The organism is Pseudomonas sp. AK106, from assembly GCF_053903055.1.
On the sequence record NZ_CP096426.1, the window covers coordinates 2090595 to 2112427 of the forward strand.

Annotated in this window: 16 protein-coding genes; 7 read left to right on the forward strand and 9 right to left on the reverse strand. The window is 62.6% G+C overall.

Annotated elements, in window-relative coordinates; translation table 11 throughout:
* Nucleotides 1-93: 93 nt before the first annotated feature.
* Both gudD and M1E04_RS09470 read right to left on the reverse strand, forming a co-directional pair.
* The gene (gudD, locus tag M1E04_RS09465; protein ID WP_456292834.1) at nucleotides 94-1437 is read right to left on the reverse strand and encodes a glucarate dehydratase; all 1344 of its coding nucleotides are present in this window, start codon (nucleotides 1435-1437) and stop codon (nucleotides 94-96) included.
* A gap of 86 nt (nucleotides 1438-1523) precedes the next feature.
* Complete coding sequence (locus M1E04_RS09470) at nucleotides 1524-2873, reverse strand: MFS transporter (RefSeq protein ID WP_065988596.1); 1350 nt, start codon at nucleotides 2871-2873, stop codon at nucleotides 1524-1526.
* Nucleotides 2874-3219: 346 nt separating this feature from the next.
* On the opposite strand from M1E04_RS09470, the gene M1E04_RS09475 reads away from it, so the two are divergent.
* Nucleotides 3220-3933: a FadR/GntR family transcriptional regulator gene (locus M1E04_RS09475; protein WP_065988595.1), complete on the forward strand. Its 714-nt coding sequence runs from the start codon at nucleotides 3220-3222 to the stop codon at nucleotides 3931-3933.
* Nucleotides 3934-4920: 987 nt separating this feature from the next.
* Here the strand turns inward: M1E04_RS09475 and M1E04_RS09480 are convergent.
* Nucleotides 4921-6084 carry an alpha/beta fold hydrolase gene (locus tag M1E04_RS09480; RefSeq protein WP_456292835.1) on the reverse strand — a complete coding sequence of 388 codons (1164 nt, stop codon included), beginning with the start codon at nucleotides 6082-6084 and terminating at the stop codon, nucleotides 4921-4923.
* Between the two features lie 190 nt (nucleotides 6085-6274).
* Between M1E04_RS09480 and M1E04_RS09485 the strand changes: the two genes are divergently transcribed.
* Together M1E04_RS09485 and M1E04_RS09490 are read left to right on the forward strand one after the other, a co-directional pair.
* Nucleotides 6275-7360, forward strand: coding sequence for a CdaR family transcriptional regulator (locus tag M1E04_RS09485; RefSeq protein ID WP_456292836.1), 1086 nt, complete (start codon nucleotides 6275-6277; stop codon nucleotides 7358-7360).
* Between the two features lie 212 nt (nucleotides 7361-7572).
* Nucleotides 7573-8709 carry a glycerate kinase gene (locus M1E04_RS09490; RefSeq protein WP_456292837.1) on the forward strand — a complete coding sequence of 379 codons (1137 nt, stop codon included), beginning with the start codon at nucleotides 7573-7575 and terminating at the stop codon, nucleotides 8707-8709.
* Nucleotides 8710-8733: 24 nt separating this feature from the next.
* On the opposite strand, the gene M1E04_RS09495 is transcribed toward M1E04_RS09490, so the two are convergent.
* Nucleotides 8734-10263: an MFS transporter gene (locus tag M1E04_RS09495; protein WP_456292838.1), complete on the reverse strand. Its 1530-nt coding sequence runs from the start codon at nucleotides 10261-10263 to the stop codon at nucleotides 8734-8736.
* Nucleotides 10264-10414: 151 nt separating this feature from the next.
* Here M1E04_RS09495 and M1E04_RS09500 point away from each other — a divergent pair, with 151 nt between their 5' ends.
* A complete protein-coding gene (locus tag M1E04_RS09500) occupies nucleotides 10415-11299 on the forward strand; it encodes a LysR family transcriptional regulator (RefSeq protein ID WP_369320101.1) in 885 nt (294 codons plus the stop codon).
* 696 nt (nucleotides 11300-11995) lie between these two features.
* On the opposite strand, the gene M1E04_RS09505 is transcribed toward M1E04_RS09500, so the two are convergent.
* The gene (locus M1E04_RS09505; protein WP_456292839.1) at nucleotides 11996-13447 is read right to left on the reverse strand and encodes a mannose-1-phosphate guanylyltransferase/mannose-6-phosphate isomerase; all 1452 of its coding nucleotides are present in this window, start codon (nucleotides 13445-13447) and stop codon (nucleotides 11996-11998) included.
* Nucleotides 13448-13898: 451 nt separating this feature from the next.
* Between M1E04_RS09505 and yegS the strand changes: the two genes are divergently transcribed.
* Nucleotides 13899-14807, forward strand: coding sequence for a lipid kinase YegS (yegS, locus tag M1E04_RS09510; protein WP_065988588.1), 909 nt, complete (start codon nucleotides 13899-13901; stop codon nucleotides 14805-14807).
* Between the two features lie 47 nt (nucleotides 14808-14854).
* On the opposite strand, the gene M1E04_RS09515 is transcribed toward yegS, so the two are convergent.
* From M1E04_RS09515 to M1E04_RS09525, 3 genes are all read right to left on the reverse strand, one after another.
* The gene (locus M1E04_RS09515) at nucleotides 14855-15517 is read right to left on the reverse strand and encodes a response regulator (protein WP_192130172.1); all 663 of its coding nucleotides are present in this window, start codon (nucleotides 15515-15517) and stop codon (nucleotides 14855-14857) included.
* Nucleotides 15514-16350, reverse strand: a complete 837-nt coding sequence (locus tag M1E04_RS09520) for a sensor histidine kinase (RefSeq protein WP_369319699.1) — start codon at nucleotides 16348-16350, stop codon at nucleotides 15514-15516. The genes M1E04_RS09515 and M1E04_RS09520 overlap by 4 nt, the downstream gene beginning before the upstream one ends.
* A gap of 358 nt (nucleotides 16351-16708) precedes the next feature.
* Nucleotides 16709-17212 carry a hypothetical protein gene (locus tag M1E04_RS09525; RefSeq protein WP_192130174.1) on the reverse strand — a complete coding sequence of 168 codons (504 nt, stop codon included), beginning with the start codon at nucleotides 17210-17212 and terminating at the stop codon, nucleotides 16709-16711.
* A gap of 552 nt (nucleotides 17213-17764) precedes the next feature.
* Here M1E04_RS09525 and M1E04_RS09530 point away from each other — a divergent pair.
* Together M1E04_RS09530 and M1E04_RS09535 are read left to right on the forward strand one after the other, a co-directional pair.
* Complete coding sequence (locus tag M1E04_RS09530; protein WP_065988584.1) at nucleotides 17765-18691, forward strand: chemotaxis protein CheV; 927 nt, start codon at nucleotides 17765-17767, stop codon at nucleotides 18689-18691.
* Between the two features lie 117 nt (nucleotides 18692-18808).
* On the forward strand, nucleotides 18809-19615 hold the full coding sequence (locus tag M1E04_RS09535) for an MOSC domain-containing protein (RefSeq protein WP_065988583.1): 807 nt from the start codon (nucleotides 18809-18811) through the stop codon (nucleotides 19613-19615).
* 169 nt (nucleotides 19616-19784) lie between these two features.
* Here M1E04_RS09535 and M1E04_RS09540 read toward each other — a convergent pair whose 3' ends face one another.
* A complete protein-coding gene (locus M1E04_RS09540) occupies nucleotides 19785-21713 on the reverse strand; it encodes a transglycosylase SLT domain-containing protein (protein WP_192130176.1) in 1929 nt (642 codons plus the stop codon).
* Nucleotides 21714-21833: the final 120 nt, after the last annotated feature.

Genomic DNA, 21833 nt, shown 5'->3' on the forward strand with positions numbered 1-21833 from the left:
GCAAGGGGTTACGCGCCGGTCGCCATTTGGCAGTTTAGGTGAATCTGTTAACCGGCCCGTCCAGTGGGAGGTTGACCGGTTGAAATCACTGAATCAGCGAACCAGACAAGGCTGCTTGTTGTTGAATGTCCAGTTGGGCACCAGAAACTGCATCGCCACGCTGTCATCCCGCGCGCCGAGGCCCATGCCTTTGTACAGCTCGTGGGCCTTGGCCACCTGGTCCATGTCGATCTCGACCCCCAGCCCGGGCTTCTTCGGCACCTGAACGTTGCCGCCGATGATCTGCAGCGGCGCCTTGGTCAGGCGCTGGCCGTCCTGCCAGATCCAGTGGGTGTCGATGGCGGTGATGTTGCCCGGCGCAGCGGCGGCCGCGTGGGTGAACATCGCCAAGGAGATATCGAAGTGGTTGTTGGAGTGCGAGCCCCAGGTCAGGCCCCATTCGTTGCACATCTGCGCGACGCGCACCGAACCCTGCATGGTCCAGAAGTGCGGGTCGGCGAGCGGGATGTCTACTGATTGAAGCTGGATGGCATGGCCCATTTCGCGCCAGTCGGTGGCGATCATGTTGGTGGCGGTACGCAGGCCGGTGGCGCGACGGAATTCAGCCATCACTTCCCGGCCCGAGTAACCGTTCTCTGCGCCACAGGGGTCTTCGGCGTAGGCCAGCACCTTGTGCTGATCGCGGCACAGACGCACCGCTTCTTTCAGTGACCAGGCGCCGTTCGGGTCGAGGGTGATGCGCGCTTTCGGAAAACGTTCGGCCAGCGCCGTCACCGCTTCGATTTCCGCATCGCCGCTGAGCACGCCGCCCTTGAGCTTGAAGTCCTCGAAACCGTAATGCGCATAAGCCGCCTCGGCCAGACGCACGACGGCTTCCGGGGTCAGGGCTTCTTCGTGGCGGACGCGAAACCACTCGTTGTCCGCGTCGGCTTCGGTGCGATAGGGCAGGTTGGTTTTCGTCTGGTCACCGACGTAGAACAGGTAACCGAGCATCTTCACTTCGTCACGCTGCTGGCCCTCGCCGAGCAGCGCCGCGACCGGCACCTCAAGGTGCTGACCGAGCAGATCCAGCACTGCAGCTTCAATGCCGGTGACCGCGTGGATGGTGATGCGCAGGTCGAAGGTCTGCAGGCCGCGACCGCCGGCATCGCGCTCGGCGAAGTTGCGGCGCACGTCGTTGAGGATCTTCTGGTAGTTGCCGATGCTGCTGCCGACCACCAGGGACCGGGCGTCTTCGAGGGTCTGGCGGATTTTCTCGCCGCCGGGGATTTCACCCACGCCGGTGTGGCCGGCGTTGTCCTTGAGGATGACAATGTTGCGGGTGAAATACGGACCGTGGGCGCCGCTGAGGTTGAGCAGCATGTCGTCGTGGCCGGCCACCGGAATGACCTGCATGTCGGTGATGACGGGGGTGCTGCCGGAATGCTGTGTGTTCATGTCTAAATCCTTGTGAGTACCCAGCGCGGCGGGGGCGCTGTCTTTACGGTCTTCATTGCTCAGAGCTCAGGGCCCAAGCGCTTGGCTCAAGTGTGGCTGGGTGTGACGTCGACCTTGGCCACCGGCACCGCGCCGGGCTTGGGCGTCGTGCGCACGGTAAACACCAGAATGGCGGCGATGATCGAGGTGACGGTCAGGCCATAAAGGCCGCCCTGGATCGAACCGGTCTGCTGTTCAAGGATGCCGAAGGTGGTCGGCGCAACGAAGCCGCCGAGGTTGCCCACCGAGTTGATCAACGCGATGACGCCGGCGGCGATCCGTGCATCCAGATAGCCCTGGGGGATCGGCCAGAACAGCGACGATGCCGATTTGAAGCCCATCGCGGCGAAGCAGATGGCGACGAAGGCGAACACCGGACCGCCCGTGGTCGACATGAACATTCCGGCCGCCGCGATCAACAGGGCAACGGCGACCCAAGCCTGCTGGTGTTTCCACTTGGCCGACAGCGAGGCAAAACCGTACATGCAGACGATGGCGATGAACCATGGGATCGAGTTGAACAGACCGACCTGGAAGTCGGTGAGATCGCCCATCTTCTTGATGATGCTCGGCAGCCAGAACGTCGCCGCGTAGATCGTCAGCTGGATGAAGAAGTACATCAGGCAGAACAGGATGATCTGCGGGTCTTTGAGCAGCTTGCCAATGGACAGCTTGACCGGGTTGGCCGCTTCGCGAGCTTTCTGTTCAGCGTCGATGGTGTTGACCAGGGCGTCTTTCTCGGCCTCGGTCAGCCATTTCGCGTCGTGGGGTTTGGAGTCGAGCCAGAACCAGACGAAGAAGCACAGGCCGACGGAGAACATGCCTTCGATGAAGTACATCCACTGCCAGCCGTGGAAGCCCAGCGCGTCGATCTGCAGCAGCAGGCCGGAGAGCGGGCCGGAGATCACCGACGCAAAGGCCGAGCCGCTGAGGAAGATGGCGATGGCCTTGCCACGCTCGACGCCGGGCAACCAGCGCGTGAAGTAGTAGATCACGCCCGGGAAGAACCCGGCTTCGGCCACGCCCAGCAAGAAGCGCAGGATGTAGAAGTGGGTTTCGGTCTGGATGAACGCCATGCACGCCGCGACGATGCCCCAGGTCAGCATGATGCGGGTCAGCCAGATGCGCGCGCCGACTTTCTGCAGGAGGATGTTGGAGGGGACTTCAAACATCGCATACGCGATGAAGAACAGGCCGGCACCGAAGCCGTAGGCGGCCGCGCCGATACCCAGGTCATGTTCCATGTGACTACGCACGAAGCCGATGTTGACCCGGTCGATGTAGTTGACGATGAACATGATGACGAACAGCGGCAGGATGTGTCGTTTGACTTTCGAGACCGCCGATTGCAGGACGGAATCGGTGGCGTCATCCGCCCGTGATGAGGATGTGTTCACTCTGGTAACTCCCACTGATTATTTTTATGCGGGTAATTAAGCAAGTTGTGTGTGACAAGGTGTGTAGGCCCTGTTGCCAGTCATCATACAAGTAATGATCGCCTTGGCAACCGTATTTGCGGGGCTTGCGGGAAGTATTTCGTCGGGCTAGTCTCGCTTGTCTGACAAGTTGGATGAGTGGGTATGGGGTGCTGAGTGGCTGTGTTTCCAAGGGCCCCGGTCGTTTCGCCCTGGGTTTCCAGCGAGTGGTTTGATACGAGTGACGAGCCTGGGGTGTCAGGAAAATACAAGTGGACGGCAGGCGTTGCCAGCCGTCGTTATTTCAATACTTATAGGACGACCTTTTTTGAACAGCACCGGACCCTTGCCACCCAAGCGACGCCAACACAGCCTGGCGACGGACCTGGTCACCGACCTGAGTCAGCGGATTTTGATGGGCACCATTGCGCCCGGCGCGAAACTGCCGTCCGAGAGCGAGATTGTCCGCGAGCACGGCGTAAGCCGCACGGTGGTGCGTGAGGCGATTTCCAAATTGCAGGCGTCCGGGCTGGTCGAGACCCATCAGGGCAAAGGCACCTACGTGCTGGCGCGTTCGGAGCAGAGCGGGCTGCACCTGAAGGTGGAGACGGCGTTCAGTGTGCGGCACATCATAGAGCTGCGCATGGGCCTGGAAACCCAGGCCGTCGCCCTGGCCGCGCAACGCCGGAGTCAGGCCCAGCTGACGGCGATGCGCGCCGCGCTGGATGATTATCAGGACCTGCTGGCCAAGGAGGACAGCTGCGTCGAAGCGGACCGGCGCTTTCATCTGCTGATCGCCGAAGCGACCGGCAATCCTTATTTCGTGGAGATCCTGCAGAACCTCGGCATCGCCGTCATACCCCGCAGCCGCATTGCCACCAGCGAGCGGGCCGGCGCGAGCCTCACCCACAGTGCGTATCTGGCCAACCTCGAACACGAAGCCATCCTCGCCGCCATCCGCCGCCAGGACCCCGACGCCGCCCGCGCCGCGATGTGGACGCACCTGAGCAACAGCCGAGAACGGCTGGCGCCGGTTGAGTGAAGGTCTTTATCGCTCGAAATGTGTGGCGCTCACACCGGCCTCTTCCCGGCTAAAGCCGGTCCCACTGTTTGAATGCGGTCGTCCTGTAGGACTGGCTTTAGCCGGAAAAGCGTCGGGCGTCACACCGCAAAATTCGTGGCGCTCACACCGGCCTCTTCCCGGCTAAAGCCGGTCCCACTGTTTGAACGCGGTCGTCCTGTAGGACTGGCTTTAGCCGGGAAAGCGTCGGGCGTCACACCGCAAAATTCGTGGCGCTCACACCGGCCTCTTCCCGGCTGAAGCCGGTCCCACTGTTTGAACGCGGTCAAACAGTGGGACTGGCTTTAGCCGGGAAAGCGTCGGGCGTCACACCGCGAAATTCGTGGCGCCCACACTGGCCTCTTCCCGGCTGAAGCCGGTCCCACTATGTGAACGCGGTCGTCCTGTAGGACTGGCTTTAGCCGGGAAAGCGTCGGGCGTCACACCGCGAAATTCGTGGCGTTCACACCGGCCTCTTCCCGGCTGAAGCCGGTCCCACTGTTTGAACGCGGTCATCCTGTAGGACTGGCTTTAGCCGGGAATGCGTCGGGCGTCACACCGCAAAATTCGTGTCGCTCACACCGGCCTCTTCCCGGCTGAAGCCGGTCCCACTATGTGAACGCGGTCATCCTGTGGGACTGGCTTTAGCCGGGAATGCGTCGGGCGTCACACCGCAAAATTCGTGGCGCCCACACCAGCCTCTTCCCGGCTAAAGCCGGTCCCACTATGTGAACGCGGTCATCCTGTGGGACTGGCTTTAGCCGGGAAAGCGTCGGGCGTCACACCGCAAAATTCGTGGCGCTCACACCGGCCTCTTCCCGGCTGAAGCCGGTCCCACTGTTTGAACGCGGTCATCCTGTAGGACTGGCTTTAGCCGGGAAAGCGTCGGGCGTCACACCGCAAAATTCGTGGCGCTCACACCGGCCTTTTCCCGGCTGAAGCCGGTCCTACGAAGCGTGCGCGGTCCCACTATGGGTACGCCAGCACCTCCATCATCACCCCCGACTGCCACTCGAAATACGGATTGAACGTCAGCCGCGCGAAGACCTTGCCTGGCTCTCGATAGCCCCAATCGGAATACCACACCGGCTCGCCATTCAGGCACTTTTGCATGTCGGCGGATGACTGGCCGTTCCAGCAGATCCGCTGAGTGCCATTTACCCCATACAGCGGATTTGCCGGGGAAAACATCAGCCCCATGTGCGAGAACCGGGCGATGCGGTATTCGGGCAGGAAGTCGTTGCGGACCACTACCTTCGGGTTTTTCTGCCCCGGTGCCGGTTCGTTGCCGTACCAGATCAGTCGGCTCAAGGGGTGGATGAAGCGCGCGTTGAAGGTGTCCAGCACGTAACCGGTGTCCAGCACCGAATCGTGCTCGGTGATGGCGACGAAGACCGGCTTGTCGTAGGCCCCTTTGTCGAGATGCTTCTGCGCCAGCAGCGCGCTGCGATAGAACTGGGCGAACCCGTTGGTGGGCACGTTCAGGTAGCGGACCGGCGTCTGCATCGGGCGCACGCCATCATCCGGCTTCGCCAGCCACGGGCGAAACCAGCCGATGTATTGAGTAACCCAGGCGTAGGTGTTGGCAGGTTTGAAGGCCGGAGAGAACAGCACCAGGCCAGCGATATTCGGGTGCTCGTAGGCGTAATCCAGCACCAGATTCGCCCCGGTCGAAAACCCGCCCAGATACACCGTCGGCACCTCCCGCTCAAGAAGCTGCGTCTGCTCGCGCACCACCTGCTGCCACTGCTTGAGCGTCACCCCCAGCATGTCCGCCGGCTTGCTGCCATGCCCCGGCAGCAAAACCGTGCGCACCAGAAACCCCTGCGCGGCGAGCGCCTCGCCGACGTCATTGAACGACCAGGGCGAGTCGCCCAAGCCATGGACCAACAGAATCCCCCGTGTGGCTGGCGCTTTGGGTCGCCATTCCCGAGGCGCATTCCATTCGATCTCGGCAGGGTGATCGGTCGTCTGAAAGGTGCGGTTCTCCTGCATCCAGTCAATGGTCTGCTGGCGATACTCGGCAAAACTCGCCTGCCCCAAAGGCGGCTCGCTGGAGGCGCAGGCCTGAAGGGTCATGGCGCAGAGGAGGAGGGTGACACGGTGCAGCTTTTTGATGGCAGTTCTCAACATAAATAGGCATTACTCGATAGGGCCATAAAGGTACGGTCGCACTCTGCCACGGCCTCTCGCTGTTGGATATCGATGCACTCAGGACTGGCGCGAGAAGTCTTGGAAAAATTCAGGCAGACTCCCCACCACCCACAAAAACAAGACCTGATGTGTATGAACCCTCATTCCCTTTGCTGTGCAGCCACCCCTCATGTTCGCCCTTGACCACGCCCTCGCCCAGGACATCGTCGACCGGGCGATGGCGATTTTGCCGTGCAACGTCAATGTCATGGATTACCTGGGCATCATCATTGGCAGCGGCGAGGCGGAGCGGTTGTACACCCGGCATGAGGGGGCGCAACTGGTCCTCGCCAACCGCCGCGTGGTGGAGATCGATTCGCACACGGCGCGGCAGCTCGACGGCGTGCGCCCGGGGGTGAATCTGCCGTTGATGCTGGATCAGAAACTGATCGGCGTGCTCGGTATCACCGGCGAGCCGGATGAGGTGCGGGTCTACGCGGAACTGGTGAAGATGACCGCCGAGATGCTCATGGAGCATCGACGTCAGCAGGCTGATCAGCAGTGGCGGCATCAGCGCAGTGAAGACTTGCTGTCGCGGTTGTTGCTCGGCGACAGCGCTGCCCACTTGGTCGCCGAAGCTGAACAGTTGGGTCTGCAGCCGCAGTTGCCGCGCCAGGCCGTGTTGCTCGAACTGCCTGAAGACGCGACCTATGCCGCTGCGATGAGTGCGTGGCTGTCGGGGCGCTACGCCAACAGCTGGTGCCTGCCGTGCGAGCCGGGTCTGATTTATTGGTGCCGCGCGCTGGGCAAGGACCGTGACGACGCCTTGTTGCTGGAGCTGTTCGACGAGCAGGGCTGGCCCGTTCAGCGCATGGCGACCGTCGAGCCATCGTCAGACCTCCCCTCCCTGCGCGCCGCGTGCACCGCCGCCCGCGACCTGCTCGAATACGCACGCCACCTGCGGCCGGCCGTCAAACTCCTGCGTCTGGGCAGCCATCGCGTCGCGCTGCTGTTTTGGCGCAACCGCCACGACTGGTTGGCCGAAGGCATCGCCGAGCCGATCCAGCGCCTGCTCGACAACCCGCAATTGCTCGACACCCTGCGCGCCTGGTTCGATTACAGCGGCGAAAGCCAGGCCTGCGCCGACGCGCTGGGCATCCATCGCAACAGCCTGCGTTACCGGCTTGAGAAAATCACCGAACTGACCGGTTGTGATCCCTACCGGACCGAAGATCTCTTGCGCCTGTACCTCGGCGCGCAGATGGTGGCCAGGTGAGGGACTTTTGGGGGGCGGGGACAGATTGATTTACGGTGAAGCGCTGTAAATAAATCAGTCCCCTAAGCTGGCAGGCGCGCAGATGGTGGTCAGGTAAGAGGCTTTCGCGGCTTTGTTCGTATGAACAACCGAGAGAGACACCTGTTGTGCATGCGTAAGGCGGTAAAGTCGCCCCACGGTGCGAAGATCGGCCCTCAGACAAGGAGAACAATATGAAAATCGTCATCGCCCCGGACTCGTTCAAAGACAGCCTCAGCGCCCAGAGTGTCGCCCAAGCCATTGCCCGCGGGCTGAGGGATGTCTGGCCAGACGCAGAACTGGTCGAGTGCCCGATGGCCGATGGCGGGGAGGGCACCATCGAAGCGGTCTTGGCGGCGTGCGACGGTGAATGGATGAGCAATCAGGTCAGCGGACCGCTGACTCAATCGGTGCAGGCACAGTGGGGGTGGCTGGCCGAAACGCGCACGGCGATCATCGAAATGGCCATGGCCAGCGGTTTGCAACTGCTGAGCCTGGACCAGCGCGACGCAACCACCACCAGCACATTCGGCACCGGCGAGCTGATCAAGGCCGCTCTGGATGCCGGCGCCGAGCGGGTGATTCTGGCCATCGGCGGCAGCGCGACCAATGATGCCGGCACTGGCATGCTCTCGGCGCTGGGCGCGCGCTTTCTTGATCACGACGACCAGGCCCTACCGGCCGGTGGTCTGGCCCTGGCGCAACTGGCGCGAATCGACCTGACCGGGCTCGACCCGCGCTTGAACAGCGTGCAGTTCGAAGTCGCCGCCGACGTCAACAATCCCCTCTGCGGCATGCAAGGCGCCTCGCACATATTCGGCCCGCAGAAGGGCGCGTCGCCCGAACAGGTGCTGGCGCTGGACGCAGCGCTGGGGCATTTCGCCGAGCACTCGGCTCAGGCGCTGGGCCGCGACGAGAGCGAATATCCGGGAAGCGGCGCAGCAGGCGGCATGGGCTTCGCGGCCAAGGCCTATTTGAACGCGTCGTTCCGCCCCGGTGTGGAGGTGGTGGCCGACCTGACCGGGCTGGCCGAGGCGCTGGAGGGTGCAGACCTGGTGATCACTGGCGAAGGCCGTTTCGACGCCCAGACCTTGCGCGGCAAAACGCCGTTCGGCGTCGCGCGGGTAGCGCAGCGCCACAACGTGCCGGTCATTGTGCTGGCCGGGACACTGGGCGAGGGCTACGCCGACCTCTATGCCCACGGCATCAGCGCCGCGTTCGCGGTGACCAGCGGGCCGATGACGCTGGAATTCGCCTGCGCCAACGCGGCGACGTTGCTCCAAGACCGCGCGCGGGATATCGCCCGGGTGTGGGCCCTCGCTGCCCGTTGACGCTGGCCTGATCGGTTCCGTCGATCAGGCGGTTTTCAGGTGCATCAGCGGAATCGGTTTGCGCATCAACGTGCCCACCAGCACCGCCGCGAACAGCGCGATCAGACCTGCCACCCACAGCACCGAGCCGAAGCCCGAGACGAAGGCATCCCGGGCCAGCGGCTCAATCATGCCCCGCGCGCCGGCATCCATGGTTTGCAGCGCGGCGTGCATGTCGCCGGCCACCACCCGTGAGGCGATGTGCTCGGCCTGATCGAGAAGACGGGGCGCGACAGTCGCCAGTGAGTCTTTCAGCGAACCGAGGGTGTGGCTGGCGAGCAGCGCGCCGTAGACGCCGATCGCCAGCATGATCGCGCTGAAACGCATGGTCGTGCTCATCCCCGACGCCATGCCGGTGCGTTCCCGTGGCACGCAGGCCATGATGTTTTTCTGCGTGTCGCCATTGAGCAAGCCCGCGCCCGCACCGGTCACCGCCATCGCCGCCGCGAACGCCGGGTAGCCGCCAATCCCTGTAGCCCAGGCACACAGCAGGTTGCCGATGCCGACGAGGGTCAGGCCCAGCGCCATCATGGCGGCCGGCGACAGGTGCCGTGACAGCGTCGGCCCGAAGCGCGGCAGCAGCAACATGGTGATCGCGAAGGGCAGCATGCCCAGTCCCGAGCCGATGGCGCTAAAGCCCAGGCCGTTCTGCAGGTAAAACGGCAGCAACGTCATCATCACCTGGGCGCAGCCGGCGTATGCGAACATCCCGAGCAGGGCGCCGATGAAGCGCGGGTAGTTGAACAGCTGCAAATCGACCATCGGCCGCCGTTGCAGGCGCTCGGCGATGACGAACAGCACGAGGAGCACGGCCCCCGCTGCCAGACGGATGGACGTGAGCGGGTGGTCCCAGCCGATTCGGTTGGCTTCGATCAGGCCCCAGATCAGGCTCAGCAGGCTGGCGCTGAAAAACAGGCTGCCCCACGGATCGAGACGCGCCGACTGCTCGTTGCGCGACTCCTCGATGTTACGCAACACCATCAGCAGCAAGCCCAACCCCACCGGCAGGTTCAGGTAGAAAATCCAGCGCCAGCCAATCAGGTCGGCGATCAGCCCGCCCACCGTGGGCGCGGCGGTCATGGCCACGCCCATGCAGGCGCCCCAGAACGCCCAGGCTTTGGCGCGCTCGGCTTCATCGTGGAAAACGTGGCCGATGGTCGCCAGCGCCGAGGTCAGCAGCAGCGCCGCGCCGACGCCCTTGATCGCCCGGGCGATGTCGAGGAACAGAATGTCCGGCGCCGCGCCGCAGCCCAGCGAGGCCAGAATGAACAGCACCAGCCCGGTGATCAGCATGCGCTTGCGGCCAAAGCGATCGGCCAGACTGCCCGCCGGCAGCAGCAGCGCGGCGAAGGCCAGCATGTAGGCGCTGACGACCCACTCGATGTCGGCGAACCCGGCATTCAGGTCCCGCGCGATGCTCGGCAGGGTCACGGCGACAATATTGGTGTCGAGCACGATCAGCGCGCACACGCCGGAGGCCGTGAGCAGGGTCATGCGGGGGCTGGGTCGAGACATGGGCGGGCGCTCCGAAAGCTGTTAGGTGCGGACTAACGCGGGTGGTGAAGAAGTGGGGCGGGGTGGTGCTTCGCCGCAACAGAGTAAGCGGATATGCCCTATGCTCTGTTACCCGCGCCTCGCGTTTTCATTACCTGCCAGGTAACGCTCCATGGAAATCCGCCATTTTCGCTACTTTCTGGCGGTCGCCCGCCATCGGCATTTCACCCGCGCGGCCGAGCAGTTGGGCATCGCGCCGCCGACGCTGACGCGTCAGATTCAGGACTTGGAAAATGCCTTGGGCACCCGACTGTTTCTGCGGGAACAGCGGGAGGTGAGGCTGACGGAGGCCGGGCGCGCGCTGCAGATCGAGGCGGAGCTTGCGGTGCGGCAGTTTGAGACCGCGCAGTACAACGTCCAGCGCGCCGGCCGTGGCGAGGCCGGCAGGATCGAGTTGGGCTACGTCGCCTCAGCGGTGTTTTCCGGGGTGTTGCAGCAACACGTCAGTCAGTTTCGGCAGCGCTATGGGGCGGTTGAATTCAGCATCAACGAGCACCTGATGCCGACGCTGCCGCGGCTGATCGAGGAGGGGCGGCTGGACGTGGGTTTTATCCGTTCTCCCATGCAGCTGCCGGATGCCTTGAGCGCCGTGGAGTTGCTGACGGAGGGTTTCGCCCTGGCGCTGCCGGACAGTTCGTGGCTGGGCAAGTTGAAGGTCATCACTGCGGTGAATCTGCAGAACGAGACGTTCATTCTCCCCGAGCAGATTTCCGGCACGCTGGAGGTGGCGGCCCACGGCGGTTTTGCGCCGACGCTGGGTCCGCAGCCGGGAGGGCTGGTGTCGGTGATTGCGTTGGTGAGTCTGGGGCAGGGGGTGGCGGTGGTGCCGGAGTCGGTGGTTGATCATATTCGTTTGCCGAATGTGGTGTATCGGCGGATTGAGGATTGTCAGCCGAGCTCGTCGTTGTCGCTGATCCACCGACGCCACGAGAAGGCGCCGGCGGTGATGAGGTTTATTGAGTACGTCAAGGGCGGCAAGGGCGCGGGGGCGCTGTAAAAAAGATCAAGGGCGTCGGCCTAACGGCCTCGGTTTCGCCTTCGGCGAGTTACTTGGAAAAGCACCCCAAGTAACCAAGGGTGCTTGCTCCTGGTTGGGCCCCTCCTGCGTCGGGGTTCCTTCACTCCGGTCTCGCTCCGTGGGCCCGCGCCGAACGGACATCCATGTCCTGACGGCGCTCTCGCCGCATCCCTGCGGCTCGGCCCACTGCGCGAGACCTGCGTTCAGCCTGCACCCAAGTCGCGATTAGCGGTGTTTGAGCCTTTTTTGTATGAAGATCAAGATCAAAGGCGCGTTTAAGCAGATCAAAAGCTTCCCGGCTGAAGCCGGTCCTACGGGAGCGCGCGGTCTGTGGTGGGACCGGCTTCAGCCGGGAAGCTGTTGATCTGCTTTTGATCTTGATCTTCAAACACATGATGCCCAGACGACACCAATCGCGACTTTGGTGCAGGCCGAACGCAGACGACGCGCAGTGGGCCGAGCGGCATGGATGCCGCGAGAGCGCCGTCAGGACATGGATGTCCGTTCGGCGCGGGCCCACGGAGCGTCGTCGGAGTGAGGGAACCCGACGAAGTCGGGCCCAACCGAGAGCAGGCACTTTTGGTTACTTTTAGTGCTTTTTAAAAGTAACTCGCCGAAGGCGAAACAGTCTGCCCCCAGGCAGACGCCCTTGATCTTGATCTAATGAGGCTACGCCTAAGCTTTCGCAGCCTCAGGCACCCGCCCATACACATCGGTAAACCGGACAATATCGTCTTCCCCCAGATACTCCCCGCTCTGCACCTCGATCATCACCAGATCAATCACCCCCGGATTGACCAAACGATGGGTGTGGCCGGGCTGAATGAACGTCGACTCATTGGTGTCGAGCATGAACTCCTTCTCGCCATTCGTAACGCGCGCCATGCCACTGACCACAATCCAGTGCTCACTGCGGTGGTGATGCATCTGCAGCGACAAAGACGCCTGCGGTTTCACCACGATGCGCTTGATCTTGAAGCGCTTGCCCTCCTCAAGCACCGTATAAGTCCCCCACGGCCGGGTAACGGTGTTGTGCAACAGATACGCCGGATGACCCTGACGCTTGAGCTCCTGAGCGATGATCTTGACCTCCTGACTGCGATCGGCGTCGGCGATCAACAAAGCATCCGGCGTGTCGATGATGATCAGGTTGTCCAGACCCACCGCACCCACCAGGCGCTTTTTCGAGTCGATGTAGCAGTTGGTCACGTCGTGCAGCACCACCTGGCCGTTGCACTGGTTGCCGTTTTCATCCGCCGGGGCCAGCTCGCGAATGGCGCGCCACGAACCGATATCGCTCCAGCCCATCTCGCAGGGCACCACCGCAACCTTCTGCGAACGCTCCATCAACGCGTAATCGATGGAAATGTCCGGTGCCTGGGCGAAGGTCGTGCTGTCCAGTTCGATCTGCAGCTCGTTGCGGCCCTCCTTGGTGTTGCACTGCGACAGGCAATGGCGCACGGCGGCCAGCACTTCCGGCGCGTGAGTGTCCATTTCGTTCAGCAGCACATCGACGCGCATGCAGAACATCCCGGCGTTCCACAAATGCAGACCGCCTGCGAGATAGTTCTGGGCAGTGACGGCGTCGGGTTTCTCGACGAAGCGCGCGACCTGGTAGGCCTCGCCACCGAGGGCCTGGCCTTTCTCGATGTAACCAAAACCGGTCTCTGCGCGGGAGGGAATCAGCCCGAACGTCACCAGCCAGCCTTCGTCGGCCAGTTTGCGTGCGCTTTGCACGGCCGTCTCGAAGGCGGCGACGTCACTGATGAGTTGGTCAGCCGGCAGGATCAGCAGCTGCGCGTCGTCGCCGTAGCGCGCCTGAACGTGCAGCGCCGCCGCAGCGATGGCAGGGGCAGTGTTGCGGCCGAACGGCTCGAGCAGAAACTCGAGCGCCAATTGGTGCTTGTTCAGCAGCCGATAGTCATCGACAGTGCGGAAATACACATCCCGATTGGTGACGGTGAGAACGCTTCCAACGCCGTCCAGCTGGCTGGCGCGGTTGAACGTCTTCTGCAGCAGGCTTTCGCCGTCCGGCAGGCGTATGAAGGGTTTGGGCATCGCCTCCCGTGAAACAGGCCACAGCCGGGTGCCGGCGCCGCCAGCAATAATGCAGGGAATCAGTTGCATGTCGTTTCTCGCCTTTTCGATCCGTGAATCAATGACTCGGCGGCATGCCAGGCCAATCGGTTAAAAGTCAATTTACTGACTTTTAATTCAGGGCCGGTCAAATTAGCCAATTATTTGTCGATTAAGCGCTTTCCTCCGATGCATTTCAAGGGTCTGTAACGCAGAATTAACGCCTCTCGTCCCTTATTTGCGGGGCACTGACCGTAAGGGCTGTGGCAGTGGCAGCATCGGGGCGCAGGGCAGAGGAGGAGCAGCCTTGTCTAAGTCCCTGCCGCGCAAGGCTTTTTGCCATCACTGGGCTCTCGACCTGCCATTTCACGGCTGTCCGGAGGTATTTAAAACGTCTCTCATCCGGGACACTGGCTCAAAAGATTTTTCCCCCACGGGCTTTTTTTGCAGCGGGCGCGGTCAACACATCACGCATCAATTCGTACAGGTAGAAGGAAGGGATATGACAGCGCGCAGGGCATTACTGATTCTTCACGGCAAGCAGGCGCTCAACGAGGATGTCCGCGAGGCGGTGGAGCGCAAGCGCAAACATGGCTGGGAACTGGACGTGCGCGTGACCTGGGAAGCGGGGGATGCCCAGCGCCTGGTACGTGAGGGGCTGGAGGCCGGTCATCGGCACATCATCGCCGGTGGCGGCGATGGCACGCTGCGGGACGTGGCGGAGGCGCTGGCGCTGTCTGAAGTCGACGCCAGCCTGGTGATCATGCCGCTGGGCACCGCCAACGACTTCGCCCGTTCGGCGGGCGTGCCGCTGGAACCCGATCAGGCCCTCGACCTGCTGGACGTACCGGCGCGCCCGGTCGACATGGGGGCCGTGGGCGGGCAAATGTTCCTCAACATGGCCACCGGCGGGTTTGGCAGCCAGGTCACCGCCAACACCTCCGAAGACCTGAAAAAGATCCTCGGCGGTGCGGCCTATCTGTTCACCGGCCTCACACGCTTCAGTGAGTTGAAAGCCGCCTACGGCGAATTCAACGGCCCGGACTTTCACTGGAAGGGCGAGATGCTGGCGCTGGGGATCGGCAACGGTCGTCAGGCGGGCGGTGGCCATCCGTTGTGCCCGGAAGCCCTGGCCGATGACGGGCTGCTGGACATCAGCATTCTGCCAGCGCCCCAGGAGGTGGTGAGCACCCTGAAGAGCCTGCTCGAAGGCGGTCTGGGCCTCGACAACATGTTCGTTCGGGCGCGGCTGCCGTGGGTGGAGCTCAAGTCGGCGCAGGGGCTGAATATCAACCTCGACGGCGAACCCCTGAGCGGCGAAGCAAACCGTTTCGAGGCGCGAGCGGGTGCGTTGCGCGTTCACCTGCCGTCGCATTCGCCGCTGCTGGGGCAGACGCGACAGCTGGCCTGAGCCTTGGAATGTCGGATGAGCCGCGCCCGCGTGCTCATCCGGCGCCGTCAGTCATCCAGGCTGATGATTCGCTCCCTCACACAGAACAGCACCAGCCCGGGCACGTCATAGATGTGCAGCCGCTTCATGATTTGCGCGCGATGGGTTTCCACCGTTTTGACGCTCAGGCCGAGGCCGGCAGCGATCTCGCGGGTGGAGGTACCCCGCACGACCAGCCGCAGGATTTCCAGCTGCCGCGCGGTGAGGTTGTGGTTCTCGGCGGGTTCGGCAGGCGCGATTTGGCTGCTGACCAGCGCCTGGCTGATGACCGTGTGAGCGATGGCCGGGCTCAGGTAGCGTTCGCCATCGCGCAGGGCGTTCAGCGCGTGCTCGATCTCGCTGGCGGTCGCATCCTTGAGAAGATAGCCGTGGGCGCCGCTGGCCAGCGCGCCCATGATCAGGCACGGCTCGGTGTGCATCGACAGAATCAGCACCCTGCTGTGCGGAAGCGTCCGGCGCAGGCGTTGCAGGGCCTCCAGACCGTCGCTGTCGCCCATGGAGATGTCGAGCAAAATGATGTCGGGTTTCAGCTGCAGGCTCATTTCCAGCAACTGATGGCCGTCGCTGGCCTCACCAATGACTGCGTAACCCGGAATGTCTGACACCAGCGCGCGAACACCGGCGCGGATCAGCGCGTGATCATCCACCAGCAGTACGTTGCAGACCCTCACGGCTTGCTGCCATTGGCGCGTCCGCGAACACGCGGCGCCCACGGAAACAACGCCTGAATGGAGGTGCCTTGTCCGGGCTCGCTTGCGACGCTCAATTCACCGCCCAACAGGCTCGCGCGCTCCGCCATGCCGGCCATACCGCGCTGTCCCTGTCCAGCGGGGCTCAGCGCCGGGGCGAACCCGAGGCCATCATCGCGAATGCTCACCGACAACCCTTCCGGACGACGCTGCAGTTGCACGCGCAGGTTTTTTGCCTGGGCGTGGCGCAGCATGTTGGTGACGGCCTCCTGGGTAATCCGGAAGGCCGCCACGGCGATTTCTTCGGGAATACCGTCCAGGCGCTGCTGGCATTCCAGGCTCCACTGCACGGACGTGGCCGAAAGCGTGCGCAGCAAATGCGCGCGCAGGCTGGCTTCCAGTCCCAGGCTGGTCAACTGGCGGGGGTTGAGGATGGCGGACACGTCGCGAACCTTCGCCAGGGTTTCATCGAGGGTGTTGATGAGCGTTGTGCACTGCGCGTGCAATGCCTGCGGAGCGCGGCGCTGAAGCCAGTCACTCTGCATTTTTGCCGCCGTGAGCATCTGGCCGATGTCATCGTGCAGCTCGCGGCTCAGACGATGCCGCTCGGTTTCCTGAACCTGCAGCATGTGCTCGGCCAGTTCCCTGGGCTGAAACTGAATGGTCCGGTTCGGGCGGGTCAGGCTGTAGCAGAGGCCGGCAAACGCCAGCCCGTTGATAAGCGCCAACCCCAGCGGCAGCGCGCCGCTCGCCAGATACGCGACCACATTGCAGCCCGTGGTCGCCAGGCCGAGCAAGGCTGCCCAGCGAATCATGCTGCCGGGGTTCATCCGATGAACGCCACGTAATTTCCTGCTGCCATGCATAGCGAATGAAGCCATCGATAATGGATGTCTACACCTGACGGATCTGTCAGGCCATTTGAACGAGCACTGCGAACAACCCAATGCTGAACTTCCTGTGTAGGGGTATAGCGCGTCCAGACGACTGTTCGAATGGACCGAAAAAGTGCTGCTTCAAGCGTCCCTTCGAGCGCGCCGATAGTACCTTAATTGTCGGTTTTATTGAGGGCTGAGGTTGAGCACTGATTGACACCCATCACAACGCCGAGGGTCCGTTCAGCCAGCCTTTCAAGTGCGGGACGGGCGTGCGATGGGTGCTATCAGCAGCAATTCATGGCGCTTCACGGTGATCGGCACGCTCGGGTGCGAGCCCGTCGTACTTCCCGCCACTGACCGTCCAGCCCGGGTTAACGGCGACGTTGAGCGCCCGCGTGCCGGCCCCGCACTGGCAGGCGAATGCGTCCAGCAAATCGCGCTGCTCGCAGTCGTCAAGCGCCAGCGATCCAGTCTGGGGGTCGATGAGCTCAAGCTGCCAGGCCATCAGCTCGAAGCAGCATTTTAGCGTGTGCAATGCCTTTGGCTGCAATTGCCCGGCAGCGTGGGCGAAGTAAAGGAGATAACGCAACTGGCGGGCGAAACCACAGACGGTTTCAACACCATGGGTGTCTGCCTCGCCGGCAATGTGTTGCAGTGTGGTGAGCAGGCATTCCATCGCGTCACGATCATCGCTGATCAATTCCAGATGGCTGAGGCATTCATCGGCGCGGCACATGAGTGTCTGGGTATCGCTGAGAAACTCTGCATGCAACTGCTGCCATTCATTGCCGTTCAGCATGTGCAATCTCCACTCTTCTCAAATGGCGACGTCAGGTCGCGTGGGGCGAGTGGTCCAAAGTTAATGTTGAAGGCACTGGAAAGTCTGTAGGGCGTTTCTGATTGTTGCGAATGGTCGGGCAGGGCGGGGTAATCGGCATGAGCGCGTCGGACGATCATCTGCCCACAGGGCTCGCGAGGACGGTCCGTTGCAAGGCGGCCGGCCACTGAGGGGGATACTTCCGCGAGCGCAACCGCATGCCTGACTCCATTCATTTACGAGAAGGGCGTCACAGTAATGGCTATTGGGAAGGCCGAATATCGGGTTCGCCCCGATTGCCCTTAAGGGTTACCCCTACTCGCGGTGTCGCTCTGCAGCAGGTCGTCATCGGGCCGCGCGTCTGAAAGCCACGCCGTTCGCCGGTCTGCCAGCGCTCGGGTCTGTCGACGGGTCTTTTGTGATGTTAATGTGACATCAATTGCGCGATGCGCATTCTATTCCGATTAAGATCTGTCATGGGGCTGCCGATAAAGGGTAGGCGGACTTACTTGAACCCTGCTCCAGGAGCAACAGATGGCTGGCATTCTCGACACAGTAGACCAACGTACACAGCTGGTAGGTGAGAACCGCCTGGAAATCCTCATGTTCCGCCTGGCTGGCCGGCAGTTGTTCGCGATCAACGTATTCAAGGTTCAGGAAGTCCTGCAACTGCCCAAGCTGACGCTGATGCCCCAGCGTCATCCGTTCGTGTGCGGCGTGGTCAACCTGCGCGGCCAGACCCTGCCGGTCATCGACCTGTCCCAGGCCATCGGCATGCGCCCGTTGGTGCCGGGCCCTTCGAGCACGATCATCGTGACCGAATACAACCGCTCGGTTCAGGCCTTTCTGGTGGGCGGCGTCGACCGCATCGTCAACATGAACTGGGAGGCGATCCTGCCACCACCGACCAGCGCCGGGCGTCAGCACTACCTGACCGCCATCAGCAAGGTCGATGACCAGTTGGTGGAGATCATCGACGTGGAGAAAGTCCTCGCCGAGATCGTGCCGTACAGCGCCAAGGTCTCCCGCGACAAGCTGGAAGATCCGGTCCTCACCCGCGCCATTGGCCGCGAAGTGCTGCTGGTGGACGACTCCAACGTGGCGCTCTCGCAGTTGCGTGACACTTTGGGTCAGCTCGGCGTGAAAATGCACGTCGCCCGTGACGGGTTGAAAGCCCTGAACATGCTCAAGGGCTGGGCGGACACCGGCGAAGTGATGACCGACAAGCTGCTTATGGTGTTTACCGACGCCGAGATGCCGGAAATGGACGGCTACCGCCTGACCACGGAAATCCGCAACGACCCCCGCCTGCGCGGCCTCTATGTGGTGCTGCATACCTCGCTGTCCGGCAGCTTCAACGAGTCCATGGTCAAGAAGGTCGGCTGCGATAACTTCCTCTCCAAATTCCAGCCGGACAAGCTGGTCGATGTGGTCCGCGAGCGGCTCATGCTCGACAACTGATCCGGTTCTGTTTCAAGCCCCTTGCTGTATGGAGGGGCTTTTTTGCATCTGTACCGCTTGGTTTTCCGGCGTCTCGTATAGAGTGGTGGCTTTCCGCTCTGGCATAAGGACGCGTACATGTTTCACCTCAGCGCACTGTATCGGTACCCCCTCAAATCCTGCATGGCCGAGCCGTTGCAGCAGGCCAGTTTCGATGAGTTGGGCATGAGTGGTGATCGCCGCTGGATGCTGGTGGATGAGGCCACCGGGCGCTTTTACAGCCAGCGTGTGCTGCCGCAGATGTCGCAGCTGTCGGTGCTGTGGCAGGGCGATGGCGTGACGTTGTCGGCCCCCGGTCTGGGCAGTCTGGATGTGCCGGTGCCAGCCGATGAAGAGGCCAATCTGCGCGGCATCACGATCTGGCGCGATAGTTTTCGTGTGCCGGACGCGGGCGAAGACGCGGCGCGTTGGGTCAGTGCCCTGGTGGGCAAGCCGACACGGCTGGTGCATGTGCCGAAGGCCCGCGCTCGCGGGTTGCCTTCCGGTTACGGGGCGATCGAAGACAAGGTCGGGTTTGCTGACGGTTTCCCGCTGTTGTTGATCGGCCAGTCCTCGCTGGATGATTTATCGCAGAAGGTCGGCCGCCCGCTGGAGATGCTGCGGTTTCGCCCGAATCTGGTTGTCACTGGCTCCGAGGCGTTTGCGGAGGATGGCTGGAAGCGGATTCGAATTGGCGGCGTTGAATTGCGGGTGTTAAAGCCCTGCTCGCGCTGCATTCTGACGACGATAGATCCGGCAACCGGCGAACGTAGCGCCGACCGCGAACCGATGACGACGCTGAAGACGTATCGGGAGCGGGAGGGTCAGATCTGGTTTGGGCAGAACCTGGTGAGTAATGGACCGGGGCAGGTCGAGGTGGGGATGGAGGTTGAGGTGCTGGAGTAGTTGAGCGCTTGCTCTTACGCTTTCCCGGATAAAGCCGGTCCTACAAAATGCACTCGATTCGCACTGTAGGACCGGCTTTAGCCGGGAAGAGGCCGGCAGTCACGCCGCGAATCTCCGCCGTGCAGCCCGATGTCTTCCCGGCTAAAGCCGGTCCTACGACCGCGCGGCCTTACAAATCATCAAAGAACCGCTCATGCCAGTCCACCAGCGGCTGCGGCGAGTTGAGCTTCTGGCCGTAGATCACCGCGTAAGACAGCACGTTCTGCACGTACTGACGGGTCTCGTCGAACGGAATGCTCTCGACCCAGACGTCGAAGGCCAGGTGGTTGGCGCCCCTCAACCACTGACGGACACGTCCCGGCCCCGCGTTATACGCCGCCGAAGCCAGCACCCGGTTGCCGTTGAACTGCGCATGGACCTGGCTCAGGTACGCGGCGCCGAGCTGGATGTTCTTGTCCGGATCGAGCACCTGCGCCGGCGAGGCCAGCGGAATGCTGAATTTGCGTGCGGTCTCTTTGGCGGTCGCAGGCATCAGTTGCATCAAGCCTGCGGCACCGACGCCGGAGCGGGCGTCATCCATGAACGCGCTTTCCTGTCGCGTGATCGCAAATACCCAGCTTGAATGCAGCCCGCGAACCTGCGCTTCACGCACCAGGGTGTCGCGGTGGGCCATCGGGAAGCGAATGTCGAGGTCGTCCCAGTACTGCGCCTGGCTGATGGTGCGAATCGCCGGGAAGTACCAGTGCATGTCGTACGCCAGTTTGGCCTGGGCAACCATTTCGTCACGGCTGAAGCGACGGGTAACGTGGTACCACTCGCGGCGACCGTCGACGATCTGCCCGCGATCGTAGAACTCCAGCGCGCGGCGCACACCCGGGGTGTTGCGCACCTTGGTCATCAGCGCCTGACTCATCGCCAACGGCTTGTTATTAAGCATGTACGGCGTCTGGGTGCGGTCGGCGGCGAGGAAACCGTAGAAATCACGCTCCTTTGCGACCGCCTTGTACAGCCCCGGCAGCAGTGGGCTGTTGGGCTGGGCCAGCTCCAGGGAGCGGGCCTGCCAGTAACGCCAGCGGTTGGTGGTCGCCAGGTCCTGGGGCAGGCGACGGGTCAGCTCGTATGCATCGCTCCAGCGGCCCAGTCGCAGCAACAGACGCAAGCGCCATTCGGTGACGGTGTTGTCGCGCAGGTCCGGATCGTACTTGGTCATGACCTCAAGGGCGCGACCGTCGTAACTGCGGGCCAGGGTCAGGCCGATCTCCTTGGCGATCTGCACCTGTTCTTCGTGGGAGAAATGCAGCACCGGCGCGTAACTGTCGAGCAGCTCCATCGCCCGCTGCGGGTCCTGCTTGGCGAGGCGACGCAGGCCCAGCCCGACCACATCGGACATGGCCTCGTCGGCCGGCATGAACTGGCCTTGGTTGTTGACCATTTCCGGCTTCTGCGCCACGGCGATCAGCAAACGGCCTTGGGGCGCGAGGGTGGTCATGCTGTTGACCAGTTGATTGGCCAGCGCGTAGTTGCGCCCCTGGGCGGCGAGCTTGGCACGCTGCCAGCGTTTCTGCTCGGTCAGCTGCCCTTCGACCGCCCACTGGGTGAAGAACGTGTCGCAGGCTGCCGGCAGCGTCTTGCCCGTCATCCAGGTCTTCTCGGCGTTGGCATAGCCTTCCGAGCGCTGGTTATGGCTGAGCTGATAGGAGCCGTACAGGCAGTCGAGTTCGACGAAATTCAGCTTGGGGTCGTAATACTTGACGAAGGGCTGCCAGTCACCGCGCGAGGCCAGCAGTCGCAGCCAGCGCAGCTTCATGTAGTTGGCTTGAGGCAGGTCGCCATGCTCGGCGAAGAACTTTTCGACTTCCTCGTCGCTCGCGCTGTTCAGGCGTGCGGTGAGTTCGTCGTAGGCCAGATACGGCTCGAGGGGGTAATCCGCCAGCGCGGCGGCATAGGTGCGATAAGGGCCGCTGTCGCCCTTGGCCAAAGCGCGTTTGGCTTCATCGTAATACTGACGCTGGGTGGTGAGATCGACCGCTTGGACGGACTGGGCAGCGGTGGCCGACAGAAGCAGGCAGGACAAAAGGCTGAAGAAACGACTGCGCATGAGACTTCCGTTCAGATGCATCGTGAAAAGTGCGGCTAGCTTAGCCTGTTGCCCGCGCGGGTTGAAGCGCTGCCTCGCCCGTCGTGATGGATGGAAACAAACCCGGCCTGCAATCGGCCG